Origin of the sequence: Rhizobium sp. BK049, assembly GCF_014193135.1 — a bacterium.
Lineage (GTDB): Bacteria > Pseudomonadota > Alphaproteobacteria > Rhizobiales > Rhizobiaceae > Rhizobium.
In genome coordinates this window covers 71472-86937 of sequence record NZ_JACHYV010000024.1, presented here as the reverse complement: position 1 = coordinate 86937, position 15466 = coordinate 71472, and the positions used below count along the sequence as shown (strand labels likewise).

The 15466-nt window shown below is 60.6% G+C and carries 16 protein-coding genes; 9 read left to right on the top strand and 7 right to left on the bottom strand.

Annotation, left to right across the window (positions count from 1 at the left end):
• From FHT70_RS22815 to FHT70_RS22795, 5 genes are all read right to left on the bottom strand, one after another.
• Entirely contained in the window at positions 1-783 is a 783-nt protein-coding gene (locus FHT70_RS22815) for a putative DNA-binding domain-containing protein (protein ID WP_183705040.1), read from the bottom strand.
• Entirely contained in the window at positions 773-1798 is a 1026-nt protein-coding gene (locus FHT70_RS22810; protein ID WP_183705038.1) for a DUF692 domain-containing protein, read from the bottom strand. The genes FHT70_RS22815 and FHT70_RS22810 overlap by 11 nt, the downstream gene beginning before the upstream one ends.
• 32 nt (positions 1799-1830) lie before the next feature.
• A complete protein-coding gene (locus tag FHT70_RS22805) occupies positions 1831-2100 on the bottom strand; it encodes a DUF2282 domain-containing protein (protein WP_085862087.1) in 270 nt (89 codons plus the stop codon).
• 222 nt (positions 2101-2322) lie between these two features.
• Positions 2323-3396, bottom strand: a complete 1074-nt coding sequence (locus tag FHT70_RS22800) for a patatin-like phospholipase family protein (protein WP_176536388.1) — start codon at positions 3394-3396, stop codon at positions 2323-2325.
• Between the two features lie 30 nt (positions 3397-3426).
• Positions 3427-4257, bottom strand: coding sequence for a 3-hydroxybutyrate dehydrogenase (locus FHT70_RS22795; protein WP_183705036.1), 831 nt, complete (start codon positions 4255-4257; stop codon positions 3427-3429).
• Positions 4258-4438: 181 nt separating this feature from the next.
• Between FHT70_RS22795 and FHT70_RS22790 the strand changes: the two genes are divergently transcribed.
• The 4 genes from FHT70_RS22790 to FHT70_RS22775 all read left to right on the top strand — a co-directional run bounded on the left by FHT70_RS22790 (position 4439) and on the right by FHT70_RS22775 (position 7900).
• Complete coding sequence (locus FHT70_RS22790; RefSeq protein WP_097601250.1) at positions 4439-5335, top strand: LysR family transcriptional regulator; 897 nt, start codon at positions 4439-4441, stop codon at positions 5333-5335.
• A 193-nt stretch (positions 5336-5528) separates the two neighbouring features.
• Positions 5529-6029 carry a cupin gene (locus FHT70_RS22785; protein WP_183705034.1) on the top strand — a complete coding sequence of 167 codons (501 nt, stop codon included), beginning with the start codon at positions 5529-5531 and terminating at the stop codon, positions 6027-6029.
• 88 nt (positions 6030-6117) lie between these two features.
• Positions 6118-7323 carry an MFS transporter gene (locus FHT70_RS22780; protein ID WP_183705032.1) on the top strand — a complete coding sequence of 402 codons (1206 nt, stop codon included), beginning with the start codon at positions 6118-6120 and terminating at the stop codon, positions 7321-7323.
• Between the two features lie 124 nt (positions 7324-7447).
• On the top strand, positions 7448-7900 hold the full coding sequence (locus FHT70_RS22775) for a DUF302 domain-containing protein (protein ID WP_246721940.1): 453 nt from the start codon (positions 7448-7450) through the stop codon (positions 7898-7900).
• 304 nt (positions 7901-8204) lie between these two features.
• Here the strand turns inward: FHT70_RS22775 and FHT70_RS22770 are convergent, their stop codons facing one another.
• On the bottom strand, positions 8205-8888 hold the full coding sequence (locus FHT70_RS22770) for a peroxiredoxin-like family protein (RefSeq protein WP_183705030.1): 684 nt from the start codon (positions 8886-8888) through the stop codon (positions 8205-8207).
• A gap of 544 nt (positions 8889-9432) precedes the next feature.
• Here FHT70_RS22770 and FHT70_RS30470 point away from each other — a divergent pair.
• Together FHT70_RS30470 and FHT70_RS22765 are read left to right on the top strand one after the other, a co-directional pair.
• Positions 9433-9621, top strand: a complete 189-nt coding sequence (locus FHT70_RS30470) for a hypothetical protein (protein WP_097601245.1) — start codon at positions 9433-9435, stop codon at positions 9619-9621.
• A gap of 133 nt (positions 9622-9754) precedes the next feature.
• Positions 9755-10894, top strand: a complete 1140-nt coding sequence (locus FHT70_RS22765; protein WP_183705028.1) for an ROK family transcriptional regulator — start codon at positions 9755-9757, stop codon at positions 10892-10894.
• 28 nt (positions 10895-10922) lie between these two features.
• Here the strand turns inward: FHT70_RS22765 and FHT70_RS22760 are convergent, their stop codons facing one another.
• On the bottom strand, positions 10923-11969 hold the full coding sequence (locus FHT70_RS22760) for a Gfo/Idh/MocA family oxidoreductase (protein ID WP_183705026.1): 1047 nt from the start codon (positions 11967-11969) through the stop codon (positions 10923-10925).
• A gap of 341 nt (positions 11970-12310) precedes the next feature.
• Here FHT70_RS22760 and FHT70_RS22755 point away from each other — a divergent pair, with 341 nt between their 5' ends.
• The 3 genes from FHT70_RS22755 to FHT70_RS22745 all read left to right on the top strand — a co-directional run bounded on the left by FHT70_RS22755 (position 12311) and on the right by FHT70_RS22745 (position 15462).
• Complete coding sequence (locus FHT70_RS22755; protein ID WP_097601244.1) at positions 12311-13609, top strand: extracellular solute-binding protein; 1299 nt, start codon at positions 12311-12313, stop codon at positions 13607-13609.
• A gap of 84 nt (positions 13610-13693) precedes the next feature.
• Positions 13694-14623 (top strand): sugar ABC transporter permease, encoded by a 930-nt coding sequence (locus FHT70_RS22750; RefSeq protein WP_183705024.1) that lies wholly within the window; start codon positions 13694-13696, stop codon positions 14621-14623.
• Positions 14620-15462, top strand: a complete 843-nt coding sequence (locus FHT70_RS22745) for a carbohydrate ABC transporter permease (RefSeq protein WP_085782016.1) — start codon at positions 14620-14622, stop codon at positions 15460-15462. Before FHT70_RS22750 ends, FHT70_RS22745 begins: the two co-directional genes overlap by 4 nt.
• Positions 15463-15466 lie beyond the last annotated feature (4 nt).

Sequence of the window (15466 nt, the reverse complement as noted above, 5' to 3'; positions counted from 1 at the left end):
TTACTTAGTTGCGGGCTTGATGTGGCGAATGCGAGCGACGAGGCCAAAGGCGAAAAGACTGCCAAAGGCACCCTCAAGATCGAAGCCGGGAGTCCGGGCAAGCACGCGGCTGACCGCAGCCTCCAGGCTGGCGCGTTTTTTCAGGGCATGAAGGAAGGCGAAATCGCTGGCATCGAGGCGCAGAAATCGCAGGCTATCTTGGCCGCGCCAGAGCGCGATCCGCTCCGGTCGGCGGCTCAGACTCGCCAATGCTTCGATGTTTCCGCCGGCTTGATGCGCCTCCCATATGTCCAGCGCGGGCCAACGGCAAACCAACAGGCGTAGCGAGGGCTGAAGAAATATCTGGGGAGCGGTCTCGGCTTCACCGTCCGCCAACTGCTCCAAGCGACAGCCCGGCAGCGCCGGCGCATCCAGCGCCTCGGCAATCATCCATTCCAGCCGCGCCGTTTCGGCAATGAAGGGCATGGCGCGGATGCCCTCGAAGTCGGCCAGGAAGCGAGGGAAACTCGTGCCATAGCGAACAAGCTGCGCTTCCTGCGGCGGATTGTTTCGGATGAAGGCGCCGGCGACATGACGAAAGTAGTTCTCGCCCAGAAGCTGGACCGTGATCGGAAAAACCGCGATCAAAGTCGCTGTCAGCGAGGCGAAGGTGTTGTTGCGGTAAATGTTGAACCGACGCAGCGGATCGAAAGCACCTTTCGCCAGCACCGGCGCAAGATCGCGGCCATCTTCACCGAGGATGGCTTGGGCGACCCGCGATTGCAGCGCGCAACTAGAGAGCATGGCCAACCCTCCTTGCGCCGGAATGATTGGCGAACACCGACGGCTTAATCGTCGCAAGCGCGGCGAGCGCCGGCATCGGGCCCGTCCGCTTGTCGGCCCGCAATGGCAGGATCATCCCCTCGAACCGGGTCGACTGTGGTGTCGGCCTTTCCGCCAGCATGCGGTCTTCGAAGGCGATCGACTGCGCCAGCATGTCGGCCCACATGGCTTCACCGAGGAGCACGTCGAGAGCGGGCACATCCGTATCCCATTCGATGAGCGTCGGACGCGGGCCGATCTTGCGGATCGCATGAGCATAGAGCGACCAGACAGCCGGCGGAACACGCGAACCGTGGTCGTCGATCAGTACGATATCGCCTTCGACCTCGTTGATCGCGTGCCCGGCAAGATGAATCTCCCCGATGGCGCACGCGGGAAGCTGGTCGATGAAGGCTTTGGAATCGAAGCCGAGATTGCAGGCCGAGACGTGAACATTATTGATATCGAGAAGCAGCCCGCAGCCGGTGAGGCGCACGAGCTCGACTAAGAATTCCGCCTCGGTCATTGTCGAGTCCTCGAAGGCGACATAAGCAGAGAGGTTTTCGATGTAGACGCGCCGCTGGAGCGTATCCTGCAGCCGCGAGACGTTGGCGCTCACGATGGCGAGGGCCTCTGCGTCATAACGCAGCGGCAGGAGATCGTTCAGATAGGCGCCGTCGGCGGCGCTCCAGGCGAGATGCTCGGAGACCAGGCCTGGCTGGAAACGCAGGCAGAGCTTGCGCATGCGCTCCAGGTGGTCGCCGTCCAGACCGGAACTGCTCCCGAGTGAAAGGCCGACGCCATGGACGGACAGGGGATAGCTTTCCCGCAGCCGCTCCAGCGCGTCGACGGCCGCCGAGCCGCCCATGTAGTTTTCCGCGTGAACTTCAAGCCATCCCGCCGCGGGGCGGCGAGACAGCATTTCGCCGATATGCTGGGAGCGAAGACCGATGCCCGCGGCGGTTGGCACCGGATTGCTGGGATATATCTTGGACATCGATTACTCCTTTGGTTGAAGTGGTGGAAAGGTCAGGCTTTGGGTTCGTTGCTTCCGCCGGTGATCTTGGTGCAGGTGCCGGCCGGCACGTAGATCCATGAATCCTTGGCGTTGTCGGCGGTGGCCGTGCCGGCGCAGGAGTGGCTGGCCGTCTGGCAGTCGTTCAGGCCGGCCTTGACGACGCCGAAGCACTTTTCGAACGAGAAATCCGGCTTGGCAGCCGGGCCGGCAAAGGCGCTGCCCGCAGCCACGGAGGCTGCGGCGGCAAGGGCCGAACTGATGAGAAGACGAGTGGTATTCATGAGAAATCTCCTGGGTTACGTGAGGTCAAACCGCCATCGGCTTGCCTGTCTTCACCTTCCCAGAAGTCAGTCGTCACCTGAAATGCTGTCTCTGCATGATTTCGATACGCTGTCTCTATGCGTCGACGGGCAATCTTGAAGACAAAAAAGCCCCCGCCGGAGTGGTGGACGGGGGCTTAAGTTTCTGCGGGCGGGAGGCGGGACTGCTGGAATGGCTGAGGATCAGAGATAACGTTCGCGGACGTCCACGGTCGATCGTTTGCCGATATATTGGTAATTGGCCTGCAGCCAGAGATCGGCGCATTGGCGGCCGCGATCCCTCAGGTCCATGAGCGCCCCCCAGTCGGCGTTGAGCTTGCTCGCGACGCTGAGGTTTTTCATCGCTTCGTCGTCTGAGATACCGTGCACGAAAATGCGCTTGAGATTGGAAGGCGGCGTCGCTGCCGTGTCGATCAGCTGTGTGACGAAGGCCACCGCACGCATTTCCCTCAGCAACGACGAATTGAAACTGATTTCATTGATGCGGTTGAGAATTTCTCCAGCCGTACGCGGCAGTTCCGTTCGTTCTATCGGATTTATGTGAACGACCAGTACATCGGGCGTGTCGCAGCCATAGATCAGCGGGAAGATTGCGGGATTGCCCATATAGCCGCCGTCCCAATAGGCTTCCTCTCCGATTTCCACGGCTTGGAACAGGAAGGGCAGGCAGGCAGACGCCATGATGGCATCGATCGAGAGCTCGTCGTTGCCGAACACCTTCACCTTGCCAGTCCGCACGTTGGTGGCACAGATGTTGAGCTTGACAGGGCAGCGTGCCATGCGGATTGCCTCCAGGTCGATCGACTGTTCCAGCACCTGGCGCAGGGGATTGAAATTGAAGGGGTTGAACTGGTACGGCGACATCAGCCGTGTCACCAGGTCGAACATGATGAACGCCGGCGAGAATTCCAGCGATTTCGAGCCTGTAATGCGGTCGAGCAAGGTTGGCTGCAAAGGTCCGGATGCAGCTGCGTGGCTGACGCGGCGCCAGAAATTGGCAAGCGCCGTCTGTGCTCCGCTCCGCCCGCCTTCAGCCAGGCCATAGGCTGCGACCGCAGCATTCATGGCGCCGGCGCTGGTTGCCACAATGCCTTCGAATGACAGGCTCGGCTCGTCCAGCAACCGATCGAGCACTCCCCACGTAAAGGCGCCGTGCGCCCCGCCGCCCTGCAGCGCAAGATTGATCGTCCGCGGCTCGCGCTCGGCAGGCGATGAGTCGGGCTGCATTTTGAGCTTTGCACCCACATGTTTGTTCACGATCGCAACCTCCGTGTCTCAAATGATTGATCAGTGGGCAGTCCAGCCGCCGTCGACAGGGATCGCCGTGCCGGTAATCGATCCGGCAAGATCGCTGCAGAGAAAGACGGCAAGCGCGCCCATTTCCTCAACCGTGGCAAAACGCCTCGTCGGCTGGTCCTTCAGGAAAACGTCGCGGATCACCGCGTCCCGCGGGATGTTGTGTGACTTCGCCTGATCCTCGATCTGGTGCTCGACAAGCGGCGTCCAGACGTAACCGGGGCAGATCGCGTTGGACGTCACCCCGTATTCCGCGCCTTCGAGCGCGATCGTTTTGGTGAAGCCGACAACACCGTGTTTGGCCGCCACATAGGCGGATTTGAAGGGGGACGCGACCAATCCGTGGGCGGAGGCGACGTTCACGATCCGGCCATAGCGGTTGGCGCACATGCTGTCGAACGTCGCCTGAACGAGATGGAAGGCTGAGGAAAGATTGATAGCAAGTATGGCGTCCCACTTTTCAGGCGGAAACTTCCCGAGCGGCGAAACATGCTGGATACCGGCATTGTTGACGACGATGTCCACCTGCCCAAAACGGGCGACCGCCCTCTCGACCATCATGCGGATCGCTTCCGGCTTCGACATGTCAGCGGCGTCATAGGCAACATCGACATCGTTATCGGTGGCAATGCCGTCGCGCAGCATCTCGATCTCGGCAGGATCGCCGAAGCCGTTCAACATCACGGCGGCCCCTGCCCTTGCAAGCGCATGTGCAATGCCAAGGCCGATGCCGCTGGTCGAGCCAGTGACTATGGCGCTACGCCCTTCCAAGGGCCTGCGGCCGACGAGAGTATCAGTTACGGGATCAAAGGCGTTCAGCATATCCGCTCTCCACTACGATCGACGACGCCGTCTGGCGTCTTGCAATCACAATGGTCGACGGGACTTCGCTTTAGAAATGCCAGTCTGGTATGGAATTGATAAATCCATGGCATTGGAGGAGAATGCCGCCCGCGGAGAATATTGAGGGCATTGCAAATAGAATTCATGCCGAGGGGCGGCGATGGATATTCACCATATAAGGTATTTCCTGGCGGTGTGTGAAACGCGAAACTTCACGCGCGCGGCCGAAAAGTGCAATGTTACTCAGCCAGCTCTCAGTCGCGCCATCCAGCAGCTGGAGGATGAGGTGGGCGGACTGCTCTTCCGCCGGGAGCGCAATCTCACGCACATAACAGATCTCGGCAATCTTCTTCGCCCACGATTCCAGCAGATCCAGGACGAGTTGATGGGCGTGCGTACTGAGGCATCGCGATTTCTTTGTCTCAGCGAAGCGCATCTCAAGGTCGGCATCATGTGCACGATCGGACCGCGCCGGTTCACCGGTCTGCTCACCGAATTCAATATGCGCCACAAGGGAATCCAGCTGCAGCTGATCGAGGGCGTGCCCGCCCGATTGTCCGATCTGCTGGAGACCGGCGAAATCGATGTGGCGCTCATGTCGACGGCAACGAGCTTTCCGGAACGCTTCGACGTGACCTCGCTCTTTCGCGAGAGGTTCATGCTGGCTTTCCCCGCCGGCCACCGCCTCGGCCAATATGACGCCATTCCGATCGCGGCGATCGACGGTGAGATCTACCTGCGGCGTGTCAACTGCGAATACTGGGATTACCTCACGGATCTCTGCGATGCACAAGGCGTGAAGACCCTCGTCTCCTATTCCAGCGAGCGCGAGGACTGGATCCAGAACCTGGTCGCCGGTGGCCTTGGTATCTGTTTCATTCCCGAATACAGCGCCGTTATCCCAGGATTGCAGGTGCGACCTGTCGCGGACCCGGAAGTCTCGCGCGAGGTCTGCCTTGTGACGGTGGCGGGCCGACGCTTCTCCCCGGCGGTTTCAGTCTTTGTCGGCGCCGTGAAATCCTATGGCTGGGCGAAAGCGTCGGGCCGTTCGCATTAAAGGCAGTATCGTAACAATCACGGGAGCTCAGCCTGGCAAGCTGCCGGGCATTCGGTGTTTCCCCTGCGGCTGACAATAGCTTGCGGCTATCGAAATCAAAAGCATCTGGCATTTCTCTTTCGATCGGCGCTGCGCCAGTCTTCGAACATGCTCGGCACCGTCCTCGCCGGGCTCCAACAAGGAGAAACCGCTGATGAAGCCCGTATTGAAAACCGACCGCATGTCCCTCGCCGCTCTCGCATTTGCTGCAGTGGTCCTCGGCGCCGGCCTGCCCGCCGCGTCCGCCATGGCGGGCGAATGCCCGGCTGATCAGGTCACTGAAGATGGCATGAAGCCTGGCCCGATGATGCCGAAGGGCGTCTCCGACAGCGTCGTCAAGACAATCGATCTCTCGTCCAAAGGCGAGGCATGGAAGGGAAGCATGCTGCGCATGCGCAAGCTCGTCGTGCAGCCGGGAGGCATCGTTCCCTGGCATTCGCACGAGATGCGCCCGGCCAATATCCTGATCATCTCCGGCTCGATCACGGAATACAGCAGCACCTGCAAGGTGCCGATCCTGCACAAGAAGGGCGAGGTGACGGCCGAGTTTGGACATCTCTCCCATTGGTGGAAGAACAATGGCAAGGCTTCGGCCGTGCTCTATTCCTCCGACATACTGAGCCCGGAAATGCACACCGATGACGCGGCGATGTAACGGTTGCCCTTTGATCTGAAGCAGCCCCATCGCTCGCCGGCGTTTCCCTCGCACTGGCAGGGAAACGCCGCATCCCGGAGGAACAAGCATGACCGACATCGAACAGCCGCTCACGGCATCCGTTCAAGAGCGGAGGACCATTCACGCCGACAGTTGGCGCTTTGGACTGATCGCACTCATCGCCTTTTTGACCTTGGTCGACCTCTTTGCGGCGCAAGCCGTATTGCCTTCTCTGGTCGAGAGGTTTCAGGTCAGCCGCGCCACGATGGGTTTCGCCGTCAATGCCAGCACCCTCGGTATGGCGCTCGCCGGTCTGCTCGTCGCCTTCGTCGGCAGCGGCCTGGACCGGCGCAACGGCATCTCGATCAGCCTCGCGATCCTGTCCGTGCCAACGACGCTTCTGGCAGTTACCGACAACATCATCGTCTTTGCCGCGCTGCGAATACTTCAGGGGCTTTGCATGTCGACGGCCTTCACGCTGACGGCCGCCTATCTGTCGGAGCATTTCTCCGCCGGAAAGGCCTCCACGGCCCTAGCCGCCTATGTCACCGGCAATGTTGCCAGCAACCTCTTCGGCCGCATGCTGTCCGCTGCCGTCGCAGGCATTGGCGGCCTCTCGATAAATTTTCTGGTGTTTGCCGCCCTCAACCTCCTCGGCGCCGCCCTGGTTTGGTTCACGCTCAAAAGGACGACCAGCATGATGCGGAGCGATGATCGCGGGAACCTCACCATGCGCATCTGGGGCGGACATCTTGCCGATCCAAAGCTGCGACGCGTCTTCGCTATCGGCTTCCTCATCCTCTTCGTGTTCATCGGCACCTACACCTATGTCAACTTTCGGATTGTCACGCTCGGGGTACGCCCGATGGCGCTCGGCCTTGTCTATCTCGTCTTCCTTCCGTCGATCTTCACCACGCCTTTCGCCGGCAGGCTCGCAAGCGCTGTGGGGCCGGCAACCGGAATCGTGCTGACGCTTGCGATTGCCATCGTCGGACTCGTCGCGCTTCTCAGTGCGTATTTGCCGGTCATCCTGATCGGTTTGACACTGGTGGCGGTCGGCACCTTCCTCGCACAGGCAATGGCAACCGGCGTCGTCGGTCAACATGCCAGGAGCGACAAGGCTGGAGCGAGCGGCATCTACCTCGCATCCTACTATACCGGAGGCATGGCCGGCAGTGTGGTTCTCGGTCAGGTCTACGATCACGTCGGCTGGAACGCATCCGTCTACGTGCTTATCGCAGCTCTGGCGGTAGCAATGCTGCTCGCGGGTTCGCTAAGCGCCCCGCACCGATAGATCCCAACTTTCCGTGGTAGCCGGAATAGGGGTCGCCCCTTCCATGCGGAAGCCGGCGACGAGTTTGAATGAGACACAACCGAAAGGAGTAAATGACATGCAAAGAATGATCAGACTATTGTTCATGGCCGCGCTTTCATTGGCAGGAATTCTGTCGGCATCAGCCACTATCGTCCAGGCAGGTGCCCGGGACGGTGTCGTTGTTCTGAAGAGTCGCTATTCGGTCGACGAGACTGTCACAAAGATCAAAGGCAGCGTCGCAGAGAAGGGCATAATGCTGTTCGATGATATCGATCAAGCAAGGCTCGGCAACGCGGCTGGCAACAAGGTCCGTCCATCGCGGCTGATCCTGTTCGGCAATCCGGCGCTCGGAACGACGTTCATCACCGCCAATCCAGTGGCCGGGCTCGATTGGCCCGTCAGAGTTCTCGTTTACGAAGCGAAGGATGGAACGGTGCGTGTCGCCTACACGGATTTTAACTGGATCGCGCGACGCCATGGCATCACCAGCCGCGAGAAGGAGTTCAAGATGGCGTCCGAGGTCATCAAAGCGGTGACGGATCCGGTCCATCAATGAGGTCACGGCGATGCGGTGATAAATGGGGAGGGAGCGACTTCCTCCTCATTGCGGATGTTGCAGAGAAGTTACCATCCGAGGCTGCCCTGACCTTGATGGTTGGTTGAGAACCTTCCAGGCGCGATGCTGACTTTGGTCCAGATTCTACTGGTTCTGATGACCGTTGCTCGCCACGGACTTCGCAATGCCCACGGTCCGCTGGTGGCCCCAGACCTGCTGATCATCGTATACAACGGGAAGCTCTGCGCGTTCGCCGATTGGTATAAGGCTGCCAACCATCTCGTGGGACGAGTTGTTCAGCAGCTTACTGAAGTGCGACTTGGGACGCTGCTGACATCAATTCTTCGGGACTCGGCGCCCGGCATAGATTTTGGCCCCCCTCTTCGGCTTCTGTGAAACTCCAGCGCACAGTGCCGTCCCGATCGAGCAGGAACTCGCCGATAAGCGGCATGTGACCGGCGATGATAATCTGCTGGTCGGCCGCCGTCATTTCATACGGGTCCTTTTTCTCCAGAAAGTCGCCCGCCGCAGCCGGGTTCATCGGCACGGGCAACTCCCGCGGTAAATCGATCCGCATTGTCCTGACCGCATCCATTCCGAGCTTGTGCGGCCATTCGGTTTCATTCTCCGTGAGCTCGAGGATGGGTAAACCGAAGGCGCGATGCGAAGCCCCCTCCGGGTCGGATGCGCTGATAAGGTTCGGTAGTGGATGGTAACGAAAGTAGAGCCGCGCCCGTTCGACGGGCGTCTTGACGACAGCGAGACACTCGATGCCTTTCTCCTTCAGGGCAGGGTTGAGCTGCGCCATCGCCGAGACATGACGCCGACAGAATGGACAGTGTAGGCCTCGAAATAGACCGATCAGTAGCGGGCTACGGCCTCGAAAGTCATCGAGCGCGATCTTGCCTTCGCGCGAGATCGCATCGAGTACAACATTCGGTGCCCGGTCGCCCGGCTGCAGCGGGCGGTCGACACTATCCGTGGACATGAACAACCTCCTCCCGATCGATCAAAAAGGCAGCACACCCAGCGCTTCGGGGGGCGAGCCCCTGCTGGGCGCAAACCCCCTTCGCCGGGGCAAAGTAGCGTTCGGCCTCTGCCATATTCCAGACGTCGAACTTGAGCTTTGCAGGCCCATCATAGCATGGAAAAGACATCCGCGGGCGAACATTCAGAGTGGTCAGCAATCCGCGGCGTGCTATGTCCTCCGAGAGATTTTGGATCGAGCCGCCTGCCTTCATCCGACGCACGTTCTGATCGTCCAAGACAAATTTATCGAAAGCGATATCACATCCAACACTGAGCGTGATCTTCTCAACGCCCGTGCCATGTCGTTTCTCCTTAACGAGCCGGCCGGAGCTCTCTCCAGCCTCCCCTTCGAAAAAACTCGCTTTCTAAGTAGGCGACCATCAGCCGCAAGGATAACGCAATCTTGATCGATGATGACAGTTTCCTGATCGCAGCATCGACCTATCTGCTTTGGCAACCACACTGAAGACGCTGCCTGTTGGCGGCGAAGGGAGGGTTGAGGGATGCTCCGGATGTGGAAATTGCCGGCAGCGATGGCAGCGCTCATCGCCGTTGCCATGTCGGCGTCGTCCTGCACGACGACCTCTACCGACCCGGCGCAGACCGGATCGGTTGGATACTCCAGCGCTGACTTCGCACTCAGGCCGGCTTGTCGCGACGGTTTCGGCAACGATCGTCCTTGCAGCTATTAACGTATAGAAGACGCAGCGAGGATGATCGGCACGCCGTTGCGGTTCTCGAAAGCCGGAGCACTTCGTTGGAAAATCGTTACGAACACCGATAAGCGTGATACACACCGTCGAAGTGCTCTCAAGAAAGACGGTCATGCGGTATCTTCGGTCGGGGCCGCGTCGGCTTCACACTCAAGAGTTGGGCGCTCCCCGCGCCAAAACGGTGGGCTTGAGATCGGGTGAGATCGCCGACCGGAATATCCGCGTCATCCTAGAAGCAATCCGCCGGCACGGGCCACTGACGCGCACCGAGCTTGGGCGGCATAGCGGGCTGACCGGGCCTGGCATCACCAATATATTGCGGCGGCTTGCCGACGAGAAGCTCGTGACATCGAACCGGCGCACCGGGCTCGGCGGCGGGGCGACGGCCACGGAATTCGCGCTGCGGCCGGAGGGCGCGTTTTCGATCGGCGTCAAGCTTCGACGGACGCGCGGCGAGATCGTGCTGATCGATTTGAGCGGCCAAGTGCATGACCGGGTCTATTTCGACGTGGAGCCGGAAGACGGGGTTGGCGCGGTACACGCGGCGGTCCGGGACATGGCCGATCGGCTTGCGACATTGCCGATCGTCGGGCTCGGGATCGCCGCCAACGATTGGAACGATGCCCGCAGCGAGCAGCTTGCCGCGATGTCGACGATCGCACGCACCTACGTCGAAAACGAATGCACGGCGAGCCTGCTTGCCGAGCGCACGATCGGCAGCGCCATGCCGGAGGGCGGGCTCGCGATGATCATCATCGACGATGACGTTCAGGCGGGTTTCCTCATCCGAGGCATACCCTATTCCGGCGTGCATGGGCGGGCGGGCAGCATCGGCGAAATGCTGACCGGGCCCGACAATGTCCAGCTCAATACCGTCGTCGGTTTCGATTCCCTGCGCTCACGCATCGGAGACGAGGACTTCGCGCGCCTGCTCAGGGGCGAGGAGTTCTCCTCGTCGTCGCTGTCGCAATGGATACGCGAGGCCGCCGGCCATCTGCTCGACCCGATCATCGCCATGGCCGGCTTCATCGCCCCGAGCGTCGTGATGATCGGCGGCGACCTGCCGCAGGGCGTGATCGAGGCGCTGATCCATCAGCTTTCCGTCGAGCGGCGCGACACCTCGACCAGGCCGTTGCTGACGCCATGGATTTCGCCGATGCGGCCGGCAAGCTTCAGCGGCGGCGGGGTGGCACTCGGTGCAGCCCTCCTGCCCTTCCTCAACACGCTTCTGCTGCCGCCAGCTTCGGCCTAAGCCGACCGTGCAGCATAATTCGGCGGGCTCAGCCGAGCGCCTCATCGGTATGGCTGAGATCGGAGGCGAGCGCCTTATCGAGCACCTTCTGGATGTTGGCGGCGCGCCGGAAGGAGGGTTCCTGGGTCTTGCCCGCCCGCACGGCCTGGACGAAACGTTGGTAGTTCGTCTCCACAGGATCGAAAGGCACATCGCGCCATGTCGCGGTATGCACATCTTCGCCAAGGCAGGCGCGCAGCGTCGATTTACCGGTGTCGTAGATCATCTCGACCGAGCCGGTTTCACCATAGACCCTAAGGCGCAGTTGATCCATCTGGCCGGCGGCCGTACGCGTCGCCTGGATCGTGCCGATCGCGCCATTGGTGAAATCGACATTCATCGTGAAGCTGTCATTGGCGTCGAGATCGTATTCGCCGATCCTGTGATCCGGCGCCTTGTCGAAAGTCTTCAGCCGCGCAAAGACGTGGGCGACGTCGAGGCCGGAGCCATAAGAGGCGAAATCGACGATGTGAATGCCGATATCGCCAAGCGCGCCGTTCGAGCCGTGTTTCTTGCTCAGCCGCCAGAGCCATTTGCTTTCGCTCTTCCAATCGCCCCAGTGGCGGCCCACCAGCCAGCTTTGCAGATGCGACGCCTCGACATGGCGCACGGCGCCGATCTCGCCGGCCAGCACCATCTGCCGGCCCTTCTGCAGCGCCGGCGAATTGCGATAGGTGAGGTTGACCATGCCGACCTTGCCGGCCCGCTCAATCGCCTCGGTCATTTCCATCGCCTTGACGGCATCGGTGGCGAGCGGCTTTTCGCAGAAGACGTGTTTGCCGGCGGCGATCGCCTGAAGCGTCGTCGGGTGGTGGATACGGTCGGGCGTGACGTTCGCCACCGCGTCGAACTCGCCCCAGGCGAGCGCATCCTCCAGCGAGATGAAATGATTGGCGATGCCGTGTTCGGTGCAAAAGGCGGCGAGCCGCTCCGGGACGACGTCGACGCCGCCAACGACGCTGACGCCTTTGATCGCCTTGAAACGCGCGGCGTGCTGGTTGGCCATGCCGCCGGTTCCGAGAATGAGTAAACGCATCTTCTCCTCCATGGACTTCAGTTTCCGGCTGCCGCTGCGGCCGGAGCACGAACTGACACCATCGCGGCCATCCGCGATCGATCGGCCTTTTCGTCAGGAAAATTGCGGGTTGGATGCGCCTGATTTCCCTAAAGGCGCTGTCGGCAACTTATTTTGGTGTGCATCCCTTCCGAAAACCGCAGCGTGCACTAGCTGCTGTTGAATGTCGCCAGCATCTCATCCTCCCAAGCTCTGGCTTGACATCAAATCAAAGTAACTTAATCTAATTAATGCAGCACGGAAATGAGGAGAGGTCAACCGACCGCCAGGCTGTATTCGTTCAAATGGGGAGGAGACCCATCATGAAGAGCGCGACCGTCAGCGCATTGGCGCTGAGCACTGTCTTATTTTCAGCATCCACCATTTTTGCCCAGGAACTTGCCACCAAAGACCGGATCGGCCTTGCCGATGCTCCGAAAACGCTCGTCGTCCGCCTGACGAACGACAGCCCGAACAATTCCGATCCCGCCATTGCCGAGGGCTATCAGAAGCTCTTCGTCGATTTCATCAAGAAGCATCCGGACTGGAAATTGCAGATGCAATTCATGTCCTCCGACATCGGCACTGAACAGGCCAAGATGCTGGAGCAGGCCAAGGCCGGCAACGCGCCGGATTGTGCGGCCGTCGACTCCTTCGTGCTCTCGCAGTTCATGGTCAATCACGTGCTGGCCGATTTCACACCCTATTTCTCCAAGGAAGAAATCGACGATCTCTTCCCCTTCATCCGCGACGGCATCACCGACAAGGACAAGACCATCCGTGCCTGGTGGTGGGATACGGACCTGCGCGTTCTCTACCGCAACAAGTCTGTGGTCGCAGATGCGCCGAAGACCTGGGACGAACTGAAGAAGGCCGCCCTTGCCTCCACCAAGGAGGGCATGGAAGGCGTGCTCTTCAACGGCGGGCGCTGGGAAGGCACGACCTTCGACTGGCTCGCCAATTACTGGGCGCTCGGCGGCAAACTCGTCGACGACTCGGGCAAGCCAATCTTCGGCGAAGGCGAGAACAAGGAGAAATTCCTGAAGGCGCTGAACTACTTCAAGGATCTCGTCGATTCCGGTGCGGCGCCGAAGCGCGTTACGACGATCGCAAATTACGACGATATGAACGCTGCGGCGGCTGCCGCGACGACGGCGCTCTTCATCGGCGGCAACTGGCAATATGCACAGCTGAAGACGACGCTCGACGAAGAGGAATTCAAGAACTGGACCTTCTCGCCGATCCCGGGCCCCACGGCCGACCAGAAGTCGACGGGCACCGGCGGCTGGACGGTCGCCTCCTTCAGCAAGGACAAGGAGAAGATCGAAATGTGCGCCAACCTGGCGCGCGACGTCTATATGGGTCCTGCAAACGCGCTGCAGCAGCAGCTGCCGACGCGCAAGTCGCTCTTCGACAAGTATGAGGTCTTCTCGACGGAAGCCAACAAGACCTTCGCCAATGCGCTGGTCGATGGCCAAGCCCGGCCCGGCGTGCCGATCTATCCCGAGATCTCCAACCAGATCCAGATCATGATGGGAGACGTGCTGTCGGGGACGAAGAAACCGGAAGAGGCCCTGGATGCCGCATTCAGCGCGGCGATGGAGGCTTACAAGCGTCTCTGATCCCGGGCGTTTCCACGCTTCCGACCGCGACGGCGCCTGGACTTGAGGCGCCGTCGACAGTGCCAAACCCGGACAGAGAAGCCAATGAGCCCAATTGCCATCGAGGCTGACAGCCCGCCTCAAAGCAGAACGTTCATGCGCCGGTTCGCCGGTGCGCCCCTGCCCTGGATCATGCCCGTGATCATCGTCATCGGCATATTCTACCTCTATCCCGTCATCGACGTTTTCCGGCTTTCCTTCACCAATGCGACGCTGATCGGCGAGAACCAGCAATATACGTTTGGGTCGATCACCAGTGCGCTGAGCTCGCCGCAACTGCCCGACATTCTCTGGGCGACGCTGATCTTCGTCGGCGGCAGCGTCATCGGCCAGCAGATCCTCGGGCTTGCGGTCGCCGTCACCGTCATTCGCGGCGAAAAGCGCGGCCTGTTCGGCACCACGATCCTGAGGACCACGGCGCTTGTCGCATGGGTCGTGCCGGGCATTGCCGGCGGCATCATCTGGCAGATGTTGTTTTCCGAAGCGCCCTACGGCGCGCTCAACAGCATTTTGAGGCTGATGCACATGCCGACCGTCGCCTGGCTCTCGGACCCGGCATTGGCGCCGTGGTCGACTCTGATCTCGAACATCTGGCGCGGCACCGCCTTTTCGATGGTCGTCATGTATGCGGCGCTGAAATCGATCGATCCCTCGCTCTACGAGGCGGCGGAGGTCGACGGCGCCAGCGCCTCGCAGCAGTTCTTCTTCGTCACGCTGCCGCAGCTGCGCGCTGCCATCCTCGTCAACATGATCCTGATCACCATCCAGACGGTGAACACCTTCGATGCGATCATCACACTGACAGGCGGCGGACCCGGGCGCGCGACCGAAGTGATCTCGCTCTACGTCTTCAATATCGTCTTCCGAAACTATGACCTCTCCGGCGGCAGCGTGCTCTCCGTGCTGATGCTGATCATCAGTCTCGGGCTTGCTTTGGTCTATGCGTCGTTCCTGCCGAAGGAGGAAGAGCAATGAGCGGACGCACCGGAAGCCGGTTAGGCGATGCCATGAGCTATCTCTTCATGCTGGTGATGTTCGTCTTCTTCGCCGGCCCCCTCACCTATCTGCTGTCGATGGCGCTACGCGACAAGCGCGAGGTCTATCGCGGCGCGGCGCGCTACATTCCCGACAACCCTACCATTCAGAACTTCATCACCGTTCTCAACAACAGCTATTTCCCGATCTATCTCTGGAACGGCCTAAAGCTTGCGGCTCTGAGCGGGCTCGGCGTGCTGATCGTGGCCTTGCCCGCCGCTTACGCTTTTTCCCGCTTCCAGTTCCGTGGCAAGGGCCTCTCGATGATGGGGCTGCTGCTCTTCCAGATGATCTCGCCGCTCGTCATCATGGTGCCGCTCTATCGCTACATGAACCGCCTCGGCCTGCTGGACACGCATTTCGCCGTCGTCATGGTCTATATCGCGCTCGGCGTTCCCCTGGCGACCTGGCTGTTGAAAAGCACGGTCGACGGCATCCCGCGCAGCCTCGACGAAGCGGCGATGATCGACGGCTGCAACCGCTTCTCGGTTTTCTGGCGTATCATCGTGCCCCTGTCGGCGCCGGGCATCGCCTCGGTTTTCATCATCACTGTGATTGCCGGCTGGTCGCAATTCCTGGTGCCTTTCCTGCTGCTCACCAAAAATGACCTGATGCCGATCGGCGTCGGAATCTTTAACTTCCGCGGCATGCAGACCGACTCGTCCATCCAGCTGCTTGCCGCCGCCTGCCTGATTGCGGTCGTTCCGGCGATCGTGGCCTTCCTGTCGCTCCAGAGGCTGATCCTCGGCGCGATGACCAGCGGCGCGGTGAAGGGATGAGAGG

Coding starts and splice junctions, on each gene's coding strand:
- FHT70_RS22815 (WP_183705040.1), bottom strand. CDS start 783: ATGCTCTCTAGTTGCGCGCTGCAATCGCGGGTCGCCCAAGCCATCCTC.
- FHT70_RS22810 (WP_183705038.1), bottom strand. CDS start 1,798: ATGTCCAAGATATATCCCAGCAATCCGGTGCCAACCGCCGCGGGCATC.
- FHT70_RS22805 (WP_085862087.1), bottom strand. CDS start 2,100: ATGAATACCACTCGTCTTCTCATCAGTTCGGCCCTTGCCGCCGCAGCC.
- FHT70_RS22795 (WP_183705036.1), bottom strand. CDS start 4,257: ATGCTGAACGCCTTTGATCCCGTAACTGATACTCTCGTCGGCCGCAGG.
- FHT70_RS22790 (WP_097601250.1), top strand. CDS start 4,439: ATGGATATTCACCATATAAGGTATTTCCTGGCGGTGTGTGAAACGCGA.
- FHT70_RS22785 (WP_183705034.1), top strand. CDS start 5,529: ATGAAGCCCGTATTGAAAACCGACCGCATGTCCCTCGCCGCTCTCGCA.
- FHT70_RS22780 (WP_183705032.1), top strand. CDS start 6,118: ATGACCGACATCGAACAGCCGCTCACGGCATCCGTTCAAGAGCGGAGG.
- FHT70_RS22775 (WP_246721940.1), top strand. CDS start 7,448: ATGGCCGCGCTTTCATTGGCAGGAATTCTGTCGGCATCAGCCACTATC.
- FHT70_RS22770 (WP_183705030.1), bottom strand. CDS start 8,888: ATGTCCACGGATAGTGTCGACCGCCCGCTGCAGCCGGGCGACCGGGCA.
- FHT70_RS30470 (WP_097601245.1), top strand. CDS start 9,433: ATGCTCCGGATGTGGAAATTGCCGGCAGCGATGGCAGCGCTCATCGCC.
- FHT70_RS22765 (WP_183705028.1), top strand. CDS start 9,755: ATGCGGTATCTTCGGTCGGGGCCGCGTCGGCTTCACACTCAAGAGTTG.
- FHT70_RS22760 (WP_183705026.1), bottom strand. CDS start 11,969: ATGCGTTTACTCATTCTCGGAACCGGCGGCATGGCCAACCAGCACGCC.
- FHT70_RS22755 (WP_097601244.1), top strand. CDS start 12,311: ATGAAGAGCGCGACCGTCAGCGCATTGGCGCTGAGCACTGTCTTATTT.
- FHT70_RS22750 (WP_183705024.1), top strand. CDS start 13,694: ATGAGCCCAATTGCCATCGAGGCTGACAGCCCGCCTCAAAGCAGAACG.
- FHT70_RS22745 (WP_085782016.1), top strand. CDS start 14,620: ATGAGCGGACGCACCGGAAGCCGGTTAGGCGATGCCATGAGCTATCTC.